Here is a 12,772-nt window from a genome sequence, read left to right on the forward strand (position 1 = left end):
AAAAAGTGCCGGGCCTCATTGAAGAATGAAGACACCGGCGAAAAATCTTGCTACCCTAAGCAGCATCAACATATTTTTCAACATCTTGTTTCGCTTGTGGTTTTGTGATGAAGCTAATCGTAACCATAATAACGATATTTGCCATCAATCCCATAATTCCAGCATGGATTCCAAATGGCGTGGATTCTGCTACAAGCTGATAATAATAGTTTACAAATGTCCCAACTGCAAGACCTGTAACTACTCCCGGGGCTGTGGCTCGTCTCCAATATAGGGCACTATAAACACCAGGAGCGAATTGGACGATTGAACCGTAGGCACCTAATAATAGGGCAACTAACCCTTGACCGCCGAAAACTGTAATATAATAAGCTAATGCCCCAATGACAAATACACCAGCACGCATAATAAATAGTGTAGTTTTGTCAGAAAGGTTCTTCCAGATATTCTTAATGACACCATCTGTAACTTCTAAGGAGGCACTATGCGTAATGGCATCTGCAGTTGACATGGCAGCTGCTAATGCGCCAGCCCCAACAAGGCCATACAGCCACCCAGGGAGATTCATGACTGTTGTAATCAAAAACGGCAGGACTTGGTCAACGCTTGTGAGCTGCTCTGAATCAATAACCCCTTTGGCAGCGAACCCGACTAATAGGAGCGGGACAAGGAATAAAGCAAACACAGGGTAAGCAAGAACGGTCTTTTTAATTGTTTTTGGATTGGATGCGTATGATTTTGAGAACAGATGCGGCCACATTAAGAAGCCGATACAGGAAACGAGAATGGTTGTTGTGTAAGCGACTTTGCCCATATTAGAGCCTTCTTTGCCTATTTGTAAAAACTCCGGCGTTTCACGAGCGATAGCAGCAAACATTTCAGTTGTGCCGCCATGTAGCTGATAAACAATGGCTAACCCAACAGCCCATGACACAATGATCATTAATAAGCCTTGAAAAACGTCTGACCATGCAGCAGCACGAAGCCCTCCTGTTGCAACATAGACAACAACAATTCCATATGAAATAAGAGCGCCTAACCAGAAGGGAATTCGTCCTTCTGTCATAATGTCAAAAATGATTGCCATTCCAGACATTTGTGTGGCTAAATATTGCACAGATGCAAATAAGGCAATTAACCCAACAATAATAGCTAATAAAGGACTTTGATATCTTCCTTTAAGAAAAGCTGAAATCGTGAAAAACCGATATTTTTTCCCGATTTTTCCGATTTTCGGACCTATAATATACCATGGTAAAATTGCAAACGCTGTATAAGCTATAATATAAAGTGCAGGCGCTCCTTTTGAATAAGCCCAGCCAGGCGCACCTAGGAAAGAGAAAGCACTAAAGACAGCTCCTCCCATTAAAAACCACATAACAAATAAGCCAAGCTTTCCACCCGCAACAGCGAATTCATCAAGGGAACTGCTATCCCTTCCTCTTCCAGCCATAATTCCAACGATAAGAGCGATCACCAAGTAGGCAATCATCATGATTAAAGCAACTTGCCATCCGGGCATTACACGTCCTCCTCTTCATCTTTTTCTGGGTCAAGTCGGTATAGAATGATTAATGCAACAAATGTAATCACAATCCACAATAAAACCCAAAAAAACGAGAATGGCAGTCCCATAATAATGGGGGTTGCCCGATTGCCTAATTCAAAGCCTGGAAAGACTAACATCAAAAACGGAATAATACCAATAGCAATGTAAAGCGTATTAAATGTTCGTTTACTCATGTTTCATCTCCTTATCGTGAAATTTTTATCAAAAAGTGCTGAGTTTTGCCCAACACTGTTCCTAAAAGTGGTTATTGATGTTTGGCTAGCAGGGCAATGACCGTTTCAAGAAGGACGTTTACTCCTTTTTCACAATCTTCCCATGTCGTAATTTCATCTTCACTATGGCTCTTTCCATTTATACTTGGAACAAAAACCATTGCAGACGGCATCATTCCCGCAATAAATTGGGCGTCATGTCCAGCTCCACTTACCATTCTTCGATAGGAATAGCCTAACGATTTAACAGCCTCTTCAATATGGGCACAGACTTCTTCATCAAACCAAACTGTTTTGCGGTCCCATAATTTTTCTTTATGGATCGTACAGCCTTCGTTATTAGATGATTCCCCTAAGTTTTGAATGATTTCTTCAACCTGTTTGATGACAGCCGGATCTTTATGTCTAGCCTCAAGTGAGAACACCACTTTATTTGGAATCACGGTGTGAATATTCGGAAAGACATTCATTCTTCCGATTGTAAACACGAGTTCATCATCTAAAGGACCAAGTTTTTCTCTGATTTCAGAGATAAGATGATTAACAGCAAATAGGGCATCTTTTCTCATATTCATTGGAGTTGTTCCAGCATGGTCGGATTCTCCTAATACTTCAATTTCATAACAAACCATTCCAACAACACATTCTACAACCCCGATCGAAAAGGCTTCCCTTTCAAGGATTGGCCCTTGTTCAATATGCAGTTCCAAAAACGCTGTCCCGTTATTGAGGCGGGCCTCTTCATTCCCTGCATAGCCGATTTGCTGTAAAGCCTCCTCAAACGTAATGCCGTCAGAGTCAGTTTTTTTCATCATGTTCTGTTTGTCAAATTTTCCTGACAGAACGCCTGAGGCCATCATTGATGGTTCAAATCTAGCTCCCTCTTCATTGGTAAAATTAACAATCGTAATAGGAATCTGTGGTTGTATGTTATTTTCCACGAGCGTACAAACGACTTCTAAACCCGCAACAACTCCTAAAATTCCATCAAAGCGGCCACCTCTTTTAACTGAATCCATATGGGAACCTATAACAATCGGCGGCATGTCGAGAGCGCCTTCGAGGGTGGCATATATATTTCCCATGTCATCCATTTTGACAGTCAATCCTAACTCTTGGCAGCAGGCACAGAAATAATCACGTGCCGCTCGATCCTCATCTGATAAGGATAAGCGTGTAACGCCGTTATTTTTCGTTCGTCCAAAGTTTGCAAATGACTCTAACGTATCCTTGAGCCTTTTTCCGTTAATCGCAACCTTCTGCTGTTTTAAAATAAAAATCTCCTCCTTTACCAAAAGATAATTTGAGTTGTCCAATCTATTTTTCACTAAAAATATTGCTAACCTATTCAATAGAATGCTAGCTTTTCCCTTTTATTACTGTGAAAATAATTCTAAAGTCATTTCTTTGTAGAAAGCGAAATACTATTATTAGTTGGATGATTATTAGAAGAATAATTCAATTTTATCCGAATTATCAGATATTATCTTTGGACAAAATGTAAAATGTGAATCGTAATAATTTTTATATTATGTAACAAGGTGATGGCATATAGGGGGATTAAGTACTAATTAGCAAGAGTCAGACCTGTTGTTCATTGAGTCATCCATTAATCTGATTCAAATAAGGGTGTGAAGTTGGTCGGTTTTTAGTACGGACTCTATATTGGTCCCATGGGCTGTTCCTTCACTTCTACTATAAAAAAAATAGTAGCACAAACCATGGCCTTGGTCTGTGCTACTAATGTTAGTATGTTTCTTATGAATAGGATATGCGATTTCGCATTCACCATCGGCATTTACAAGTAACGTTGATAGTTCCTGTATTTACAGACAAATGCCTGTTATGCTTTGGGAGGTGTTCCTTCAGCATTTGATACAACTGCATCGATTTGGATTAAAGCATCTTTAGGTAATGCTGATACGCCAACTGTTCTTCGTGCTGGAACACCGCTTGGGAAGAATGTTTTGTAAGCTTCGTCTACAGCATCCATATCTTCAATATTCTTAAGGAAGATATTTACTTTAACTACATCGTCCATAACGTGGTTGATACTTTCTACAATTGCCTTAATATTTGTCAAGCATTGTTCAGCCTGCTCTTTTACACCACCAGCTACCAATTCGCCAGTTTTTGGATCTAAAGGCAATTGAGCTGAAAGGTGATTGTAATGAGAGAACGCTACAGTTTGTGTAGATAGGGAACACTTTGGTGCATTATCAGTATTGTTCGCCCATATAACGATTCCATGTCTGTCTTCAATAGCTTGTGGTGGTGTACCATCTCCGTGTGACACCACTGCTTCGATTTGTACTAAAGCATCCATAGGTAGAGCTGAAGCTGCAACTACTGTCCGTGCAGGAACATATGCTACGGCTCTGGCGATAGCCGAGTCTGGGAAGAATGTTTTATAAACTTCATTTACGGCTTCAGTATCCGATAGGTTTTTAAGGAAGATATTAATTTTAACAATATCATCAAAAGGAACATCGATACTTTCTAAAATTGCCTTGATATTTTTCAAGCACTGTCCAGCTTGCTCTTTTACACCGCCAACTACTAGTCGGCCAGTTTTCGGATCGATCGGCAATTGAGCTGAAAGATTATTGTAATGAGAGAAAGACACAGTTTGTGTAGATAGAGAACATGTTGGTGCATTTGCCGTGTTATTTGTAAGCTTAATGAGGTCGCCTGCTTGTGGCGCGTTTGGAATTGTACCTTCACCATGTGAAACAAGTGCTTCAACTTGCACCAAAGCATCCATAGGCAAAGCTGCAACTGCAACTGTTGTACGTGAAGGAACATAGGTTGGGAAGAACGTTTTGTAAACTTCATCTACAGCGTCAACATCTTTGATATTCTTAACGAATACAGTGATTCTAACGACATCACTCATAACATGATCAATGCTTTCTACAATTGCCTTGATATTTTTAAAGCACTGTTCAGCTTGCTCTTTAATGCCGCCTGCTACCAATTTACCAGTTTTAGGTTCGATTGGTAATTGAGCTGAAAGATTATTGTAATGAGAGAAAGCAACAGTTTGTGAATATAGACCGTTACCGTTTGGAGCATTTTCCGAATTTCTTCCTAATACTGCGTTATAACCGCTCATGATAGTATCCCCTTTTAGATGAATTTTTTAATAGATATACTCATGTTTCGAAACGAAAAAACCGGTCTATACCATGGTTCCGTGATTACAAAGACGAAAAACGGATTCGCAGTGAGAATCGTGTTCGTACACAACTGCAACTAGCAAAGCGAATGGCTGGCTGCACTCAGTACCGATACAACTCTTTGCGATATAGATTTGAAGACTGCTTTGGCTCAACCGATGGCGTTCTTCACTCAGTTGAAAAAACAATTCTTACTAGACACAGACTTCGTTTTTGAGCAAGCTTCAATTATAGCAAGCTTTCTTCGCTTTGACTACTTGTTTCTTATGAATTGCTTTTTTGAGTTGAGTTTTTTTCTGGACAACAACAGTTAAGGGCTTCTCGATTGTGTTATGAACAATATCCCCCTAGGGTCCTGCAAACAAAACCTGAAAGATGACAGTTCTGATTCTTGCCGTTTCACTTTTTCTTTACCAGTCTCGACACACACTCCAAGTGACTTGGGTGGTGGTCGCAGACAGATGGTGAAGAGTGTTTACCATTTCGATCCCGTGCTGACAAATGGATGAATGGCCAACACTAAAAATAGTGACTATTTTAGGGCAATCTTACAATAATTAGATCTTCTCCTCCCTCGTCTATTACTAACTCTAAATTCATACTTTATTTTTTATTAATTTGATAATTATTATTCAACAAATAATTATTCTTACTTAAATGTAAACGAATGTCTTTATCTTAGCAGGAACCTTGTTCCTATGATGCTAATATTACTAGAAATTAATTTGGATACTTCTTTTGCAACCTGTACAATTCTTTCAACCAGGCAGTAAAAGTTTCAATATCTAGATTTTGTTGTCTAGGCTCATCCTAAGTAAATAAAACAGGATGATAGGTAAGGTCAATGGCAAATTCTATTATCGTTAACCGGCATGGAAAGCGTTTTGCAAATGAAGGACATCGAATATGGATTTCCCTAAATCTTTCTACTAGTACAACGAGGCAGCCCTGTCTTTACCGAACGAACCACCTGTTTGGTTAAATCTAATCTATTGTTGGGAATCTATGCTATAATAAACAGAAACGTATGTTCCAGTTTATTTAAAAATATGAGGGGAGAAATTAATTTGGAAGCCTGGGAAGCTGCTTATCTAGCAGGAATAATTGATGGGGAAGGATCCATAACATTAACTAGAATGCACGAAAGTGAACATAGGCGCCCATGTATTACTATTTCTTCAACAGATATGGAGCTTTTGGTTTATATTCAATCCGTAACAGGGGGAACAATTAATAATAAGAAAAATTACAAACCGGGTTATCACAAAGACTCCTATACTCTAAACATAAAAACTAAAAGTATTGTGATAAATCTATTAAATCATATTTATCCCTATTTAAGGGTTGATAAAAAAAAGCGCCGTGCACGATGGATACTAGACAATTATGAAAAGGTTACTCCGAGAAACGGAAAATATAATACAGATAGACTTAAAAAGAAATTACAGTTTGAGGAAGCATTTTTTAATTTATAAAGACAAATAAAAAACCACCAAATATGTATTTGGTGGAGACGGTGGGACGTGTATTTCCATGCTTTCGTCATGGCACTGACTATATCTTGAACCTGTAATGATCAGGTCCCTCGGCGTATTATACGAAATATATATTTCCCTGTGATCAGGCAGAATTTCGTATCCTAGTACTACCATTTTTGATGGCAGCCTATAAGTCGATACACAGCTGTTGGATTGCTCCACATACTGCTCGGTATTGCCGTGCCGCTATATGTGCGGTTTAGGTTTCACCGATAAAGCCGAATTTTCACTTATGTGTTACCACATAAGGCGACTAATAATTAATCGAACCCACGTCCAGAAACATCGGCACTTAAGCTTCTACGAGTGTAGTCGATATATTCGCGCTTCGCTGATCCTTATGCCTATCGACAGGCGTCCGGTCAGCTAGTCTGGTTGTGCTCTTCCTTCTCCCTCAGACGGCGAGATCCGGCGTAGCCCACTTAGAGTGAGTCCGCTACCCTACCACATGGGCGATGGAGGGGCGAACCGCTAAGCGCTATTAAGCAGCTAAAGCGAAGTTGTTTTGTTGTTTGCCAGTTATAGGCTTTGACGTTTTAACGAGGCCGATCCCCTCGACTCGCGACCTAAGCTCGAACTATCCCTGTCGAATCCGTAGCGTCCCCATTGTAAAAAAATCGGCGGCGAATCTCTGCGTCAACTCACTCGTCAACATCCTCACGTACCAACTACGTACGCTCCGGTGTCTCCTCGCTTGTTTCCTTGACCTTCTTGCCGCTTTTTTTCCAATGAAGTGTAGTAACGATCTAATTCGCATACTAACAACTTCCGGAATGCTCAAGTTTAGCTGAGCTAAAGTTATGTGTCACTGCCTCGTGACATTTATTATTATAACACACCTTGCCTTAAATTCAATTGTAAGGTTTTGTAAAACCAACCTACATTTTCTGTCTTTCGCGGAAGGCACGCTCGACTTCACGTTTCGCTTCTTTCTTTTTCAGATCTTCACGTTTATCGTATTTCTTCTTCCCTTTTGCGAGGCCAATTAAAACCTTCGCAAAGCCATTTTTTAAATAAAGCTTCAATGGAACGATAGAATAGCCGATTTCCTTCGTATCGCCTATCAATTTGCTGATTTCTTTTCCGTGAAGAAGCAGCTTCCTTTCACGCAACGGATCATGATTGTAGCGGTTTCCCTGTTCGTATGGACTGATATGCATTCCGATTAGGAAAATTTCCCCTTTATCAATTCTGGCATACGAATCCTTTAAGTTTACTTTACCAGCACGAATAGATTTAATCTCTGTTCCTTGCAGGACAATCCCTGCTTCATATGTTTCTTCTATTGCAAAATCATGATAAGCCTTTTTATTTTGGGCAATCATTTTTCCTGCGCCCTTTGGCATGACATTTCCCCCTTACATTCTTTTCTGCAAGAACAAAACCTTTTGGGGGCTAACTAGCAGAAAGAAATTTTTCGATAACCTTATTGTAGCAAATTTACAAGGCTCACTCAATTAAGAGCCTATGCAGATTGAAAAAGAGAGCCTAAAGTTTGAAGGCTCTCTAATAGATTAATTAACGCTTTTTACTTTTTCTCTTTGCCTTTGGAGCATTGTCGTAAAACTTCTTTTTCTTTCTTGGGCTTTTACCTGAATCATTGCCATTTTTATTTTTCCCTTGGCCCTGTTCTGATTTCCCTTTTCGAGGCTTTCGTTCACTGCTGCCTGTGCGGATAATCTTCGGCAATTCTTTGGAATCCCTTCTGCGAGGGGTCCCCTTCATCCCGACAATTTCAAAATCGATCGAGCGTTCTTCTTTATTAACCTTAATCACTCTAACCGTGATTTCGTCCCCTATTCGGAAAACATTGCCTGTACGTTCACCAATCATTGCTAGATGGCGCTCATCATAACGGTAGTAATCATCCGTCATATAACTAACATGAATCAAGCCTTCAATCGTATTTGGCAGCTCAACAAACATTCCAAAATTCGTGACAGAGCTAATGATCCCGTCATATTCCTGGCCAATCTTATCTTCCATATATTCAGCTTTTTTCAGCTCGTCTGTTTCCCGCTCCGCGTCCACTGCTCTCCGTTCCATATTTGAGGTGTGCTCGGCAATATCCGGTAAAAGGACATTCCATTTTTCTCTAGTCGTTGCGTCCAACTTACCCTGAATTAAATACGTTCTTATTAATCGGTGGACAATTAAGTCAGGATAACGGCGAATCGGTGAGGTAAAATGCGTGTAAAACTCCGTTGACAACCCAAAGTGTCCCAGGCTTTCTGGGTAATATTTCGCCTGCTGCATCGAGCGAAGCATCACGGTTGAAACAACCATCTCTTCCGGCTTTCCTTGCACCTCTTCAATAATTTCCTGTAATGCACGAGGATGTACAGCATTGGCCGTCCCTCTCACTAAATAACCGAAGTTCGTAATAAACTCGAAAAATCTTCTTAGCTTATCCTCTTTCGGATCCTCGTGTATACGATAGATGAACGGAACATCCAGCCAATGGAAATGCTCAGCAACCGTTTCGTTTGCTGCAAGCATAAATTCTTCAATCAGCCTTTCAGCCGTAGAGCGTTCACGAAGAACGACATCATTTGGCTTTCCGTCTTCATCGACAATAACTTTTGCTTCTTTAAAATCAAAATCGATGGCACCGCGCTTCATCCGCTTTTCCCGTAAAATTTGAGCAAGCTCGCCCATTAGCTGAAACATTGGAATTAGAGGCTCGTAACGCTTCAGCAGCTCCTCATCCTGATCCTCGAGAATTTTATTCACGTCTGAATACGTCATCCGCTCAGTTGTCTTTATCACACTCTGAAAAATCTCATGTGATACTACTTCCCCACTCGAGGTAATTTCCATTTCGCATGATAAAGTCAATCTGTCCACCTGCGGATTCAATGAACAAATGCCATTCGATAGGCGATGCGGAATCATCGGGATCACCCGATCGACTAAATAGACACTCGTTCCACGGTCAGATGCTTCCCGGTCGATAGGAGAATCCTCCGTCACATAATGAGAAACATCTGCAATATGTACACCGAGCTTATAATTTCCGTTTTCTAATTTTGTCACGGTAACGGCATCATCCAAATCCTTTGCATCTGCCCCATCAATCGTCACAATTGTTTCATTTCTTAAATCGCGGCGGTTTTCAAGATCACCCTCCGCAATAGTATCAGGCGTACTATTTGCATGACTAATCACTTCATCAGGAAAAGCCATTGGCAAGCTGTGTTTATGTATAATTGACAAGATGTCTACACCCGGGTCATTTTTATGACCGAGAATTTGAATGACTTCTCCTTCGGCACTTTTCCGTCCTTCTGGATAAGTGGTCAGCTTCACTACCACTTTATGGCCTTCCACCGCACCTAAGGATGCATTTTTCGGAATGAAAATATCACTTGTAAACTTCTTATCATCAGGCAGAACAAAACCAAAATGCTTACTCTCTGTGTAAGTTCCCACAATTTGCTGAATACCGCGTTCCAAAATGCGGACAATGGTCCCTTCTCTTCTCTGTCCCGAGCTTTCTGAGCTGACTCGTGCTAGAACAATATCTCCATGCATCGCGTTGTTTGTTTCATTTGGTGGAATAAAAATATCATCCATCCCTGGCTCCTCTGGTATCACAAAGGCAAAGCCCTTTGCATGACCAGTTAACTTACCGCGGATCAGATTCATTTTTTCCGGCAGTCCGTAACGATTGCTTCTTGTTCTTACAACAAGCCCTTTCTCTTCCATTTGTACTAATGCTTTGACGAAGTCCTTGAAATCGGATGAATCCTCAATTTCAAATGCAGCCTCCATTTCTTGAACAGTCAAAGGCTTATATGCCTCATCCTTCATATAATAGAGGACCTTATCAATAATCTGTTGAATATTTTCCATTTACTTTTCCCTCCTTCTCGAGGTTCGTTTCTACTATTCTTCCCAATTAAGCTTTTCTAAAAACTCGTACACGTCCTCATGAAGCATATCTTTCTCTTTATCGAAAGTAATGACATGCCCTGATTCTTCGTACCACTTCAGCTGCTTTAAATCTGTTTCAACTGCGTTATAAATAATATTGGCACTATCTGTATTAATCATATGATCATGGCGTGCTTGAACAACAAAGGTCGGTGAATACACTGTATCCACAAGATGGCGGACGTCAGAGATCTGATTTTGCAGAGCCTTTAATGTTTTCATAGGCGTCTTGCGGAATTCAGTCATTTCCTGCTCAATGATCTCTTCGTTTTTTCCTTCCAGTCTTTTATATTCCCGGGCATATTGCAAAATTCCTTCATACATCACTTCTTCACTTTTAATATACATCGGTGCGCACATTGTAATAATTCCCTTTATAGGTACAGTGTAACCCAATTTTAGTGAAAATACGCCGCCTAATGACAGGCCGCATACAGCTATTTCCTGATGGCCTTTATTTTTCAAAAACTCATACCCATCCATGACGTTTTTCCACCAGTCATCAGGTCCCGTAGAAATCAGCTCCTCAGGCGGTACCCCATGACCTTTATAAAGCGGGGCATGACACGTATACCCTTTTCCTTCAAGATAACGCCCAAGCATTCTCACATCCGCCGTGTTTCCTGTAAATCCATGCAACAGCAATACCGCTCGTTTTCCCTGTCCAAAGGTAAAAGGCTTCGGTGTTACAATTTTCATCTATGTAAGACTCCTTTTTTCTAAGTGTAATTTTATGGCGATTCAAACGTTTTTTGATATATAACTAAACGTTTGATTAACTCTATTTTTAACAAATCTAGGAGTTCCATTCCAATAAAAAGGCCTCTAACAAACGAAAAAACCTGACCTTTCGTTAGGCCAGGCAATTTTTTATAATGCGAAATAAGAAACTAAAATAGTTAGGACAAAGAATAGAACAGAAAGAACCACTGTGATGCGGTGTAAAACTAAATCAAGACCGCGTGCTTTTTGTTTCCCAAAAAGCTGTTCCGCTCCACCTGAAATGGCACCGGAAAGACCAGCACTTTTACCAGATTGAAGTAGCACGACAAGAATAAGTGCAACGGAAACAATCGCTAATAAAACAATAAATAATGTATGCATAAAGGCCACCTCCTGAAAACGCACAGCTACAATATTTTAAATTTATCATATTTTTGTAAGATGTACAATAGGAACAATTTATTTGGCATTTCAATCCTGAAAAGCAGGATTTACCCGATTAAAATCGAACAATACCGGTATACCAAGTATAAAGGAGTGAACTTATTGATTGCTAAGGAACGTTCCATCCCTATCAAAGTTCTTGCAAATGAGGCTTTATTGAGGAGGATATCTCCCCATTTGGAAATTTGGCAGGTTATTGAAAAAGATTTAGCCAAGAGAAAAGCAGGCCACCGTGGTGAAGTGGCTACAGATTACTACATTAATAAACTCCCCGACAAGGAATTTACCATTCTCAAAGGCCTTCGCATATGGAACGGACAGGAATACTTCCAGATAGATACCTTAGTGCTTTCCCCCACATTTGCCCTCATCCTTGAAACAAAGAATATTAGCGGGACCCTCTTTTTCGATTCCAAATTCAAACAGCTTATCCGATATTTGAATGACAATGAAGATGGATTTTTGGATCCCATTACACAAGCTGAAAGGCAGAAGAGAGAATTTAGAAATTGGCTGCACCAGCGAAACATTTCCATTCCTATTGAATATTTAGTTGTAATTAGCAACCCGACTACCGTCATAAAAACAGATCCAAAAAATCATTAAGCCTTTAAAGTAGTGTTACATGCCCATCAATTATTGGATCGTATTGAAAAAATTCAAAAATCATTTACCGGAGAGAAATTAACAAAGCGAGAGATAGAAAGAATAACCAAGCTTCTAGTTAATAGCCACACCCCTGAAAAAGTCAATGTACTGGAGAAATACAAAATTTCTGTATCCACCTTAATAACAGGTGTTCAATGCCCAAATTGTAAGGCTTCTCCAATGAAACGTATATACGGAACATGGTTCTGTCCTGTATGTAAGCTCAAAGATAAGTCGGCCCACCATCAAGCTTTATTAGATTACTGCCTTTTAATAGATTCTTCGATTACAAATAAGCAATTTTGTAGATTTCTTCAATTATCTTCAACGGATGTCGCAAAAAGATTGCTAATTTCAATGAATTTACCCTTTTCTGGTTCAAACAAAGGTCGAAAGTATCATCTAGTCTCCCTTTTGAATGGCGATTTCAACCTACTTCACTGACATATCGGCGACTTCTTTAATATATCAGCGACTTCCACGATATATCGGCGACTTTCTCAATATATCAGCGACTTCCAC

The 12,772-nt window shown here is 40.0% G+C and carries 10 protein-coding genes and 1 other RNA gene; 2 read left to right on the forward strand and 9 right to left on the reverse strand.

What is annotated here, in order from left to right; all coding sequences use genetic code 11:
- Window positions 1–55: 55 nt before the first annotated feature.
- The 4 genes from RRV45_RS19270 to RRV45_RS19285 form a co-directional block, all read right to left on the reverse strand.
- The gene (locus RRV45_RS19270) at window positions 56–1,522 is read right to left on the reverse strand and encodes a sodium:solute symporter family protein (protein ID WP_315666273.1); all 1,467 of its coding nucleotides are present in this window, start codon (window positions 1,520–1,522) and stop codon (window positions 56–58) included.
- Window positions 1,522–1,743: a DUF3311 domain-containing protein gene (locus RRV45_RS19275; protein ID WP_315666274.1), complete on the reverse strand. Its 222-nt coding sequence runs from the start codon at window positions 1,741–1,743 to the stop codon at window positions 1,522–1,524. The genes RRV45_RS19270 and RRV45_RS19275 overlap by 1 nt, the downstream gene beginning before the upstream one ends.
- Window positions 1,744–1,814: 71 nt before the next feature.
- Window positions 1,815–3,098, reverse strand: a complete 1,284-nt coding sequence (locus tag RRV45_RS19280; protein WP_315666275.1) for a Zn-dependent hydrolase — start codon at window positions 3,096–3,098, stop codon at window positions 1,815–1,817.
- A 527-nt stretch (window positions 3,099–3,625) separates the two neighbouring features.
- The gene (locus tag RRV45_RS19285; protein ID WP_315666276.1) at window positions 3,626–4,897 is read right to left on the reverse strand and encodes a RidA family protein; all 1,272 of its coding nucleotides are present in this window, start codon (window positions 4,895–4,897) and stop codon (window positions 3,626–3,628) included.
- Window positions 4,898–5,935: 1,038 nt separating this feature from the next.
- On the opposite strand from RRV45_RS19285, the gene RRV45_RS19290 reads away from it, so the two are divergent.
- Window positions 5,936–6,436 carry an LAGLIDADG family homing endonuclease gene (locus tag RRV45_RS19290; protein WP_315666277.1) on the forward strand — a complete coding sequence of 167 codons (501 nt, stop codon included), beginning with the start codon at window positions 5,936–5,938 and terminating at the stop codon, window positions 6,434–6,436.
- Window positions 6,437–6,760: 324 nt separating this feature from the next.
- Here the strand turns inward: RRV45_RS19290 and ssrA are convergent.
- The 5 genes from ssrA to secG all read right to left on the reverse strand — a co-directional run bounded on the left by ssrA (window position 6,761) and on the right by secG (window position 11,539).
- Window positions 6,761–7,096, reverse strand: a transfer-messenger RNA (tmRNA) gene (gene ssrA / locus RRV45_RS19295).
- 281 nt (window positions 7,097–7,377) lie between these two features.
- Window positions 7,378–7,845 (reverse strand): SsrA-binding protein SmpB, encoded by a 468-nt coding sequence (smpB, locus tag RRV45_RS19300; RefSeq protein WP_315666278.1) that lies wholly within the window; start codon window positions 7,843–7,845, stop codon window positions 7,378–7,380.
- A 172-nt stretch (window positions 7,846–8,017) separates the two neighbouring features.
- Complete coding sequence (gene rnr, locus RRV45_RS19305; protein ID WP_315666279.1) at window positions 8,018–10,354, reverse strand: ribonuclease R; 2,337 nt, start codon at window positions 10,352–10,354, stop codon at window positions 8,018–8,020.
- 33 nt (window positions 10,355–10,387) lie between these two features.
- Entirely contained in the window at window positions 10,388–11,134 is a 747-nt protein-coding gene (locus tag RRV45_RS19310; RefSeq protein WP_315666280.1) for an alpha/beta hydrolase, read from the reverse strand.
- A 171-nt stretch (window positions 11,135–11,305) separates the two neighbouring features.
- On the reverse strand, window positions 11,306–11,539 hold the full coding sequence (secG, locus tag RRV45_RS19315; RefSeq protein ID WP_315666281.1) for a preprotein translocase subunit SecG: 234 nt from the start codon (window positions 11,537–11,539) through the stop codon (window positions 11,306–11,308).
- Between the two features lie 165 nt (window positions 11,540–11,704).
- Between secG and RRV45_RS19320 the strand changes: the two genes are divergently transcribed.
- Window positions 11,705–12,208, forward strand: a complete 504-nt coding sequence (locus tag RRV45_RS19320) for a nuclease-related domain-containing protein (RefSeq protein WP_315666282.1) — start codon at window positions 11,705–11,707, stop codon at window positions 12,206–12,208.
- Window positions 12,209–12,772: the final 564 nt, after the last annotated feature.

Source organism: Bacillus sp. DTU_2020_1000418_1_SI_GHA_SEK_038, assembly GCF_032341175.1.
Classification (GTDB): domain Bacteria; phylum Bacillota; class Bacilli; order Bacillales; family Cytobacillaceae; genus Cytobacillus.

Excerpts from the sequence above, each read along its gene's own strand:
- RRV45_RS19270 (WP_315666273.1), bottom strand. The coding sequence starts at position 1,522 with ATGCCCGGATGGCAAGTTGCTTTAATCATGATGATTGCCTACTTGGTG.
- RRV45_RS19275 (WP_315666274.1), bottom strand. The coding sequence starts at position 1,743 with ATGAGTAAACGAACATTTAATACGCTTTACATTGCTATTGGTATTATT.
- RRV45_RS19285 (WP_315666276.1), bottom strand. The coding sequence starts at position 4,897 with ATGAGCGGTTATAACGCAGTATTAGGAAGAAATTCGGAAAATGCTCCA.
- smpB (WP_315666278.1), bottom strand. The coding sequence starts at position 7,845 with ATGCCAAAGGGCGCAGGAAAAATGATTGCCCAAAATAAAAAGGCTTAT.
- rnr (WP_315666279.1), bottom strand. The coding sequence starts at position 10,354 with ATGGAAAATATTCAACAGATTATTGATAAGGTCCTCTATTATATGAAG.
- RRV45_RS19310 (WP_315666280.1), bottom strand. The coding sequence starts at position 11,134 with ATGAAAATTGTAACACCGAAGCCTTTTACCTTTGGACAGGGAAAACGA.
- secG (WP_315666281.1), bottom strand. The coding sequence starts at position 11,539 with ATGCATACATTATTTATTGTTTTATTAGCGATTGTTTCCGTTGCACTT.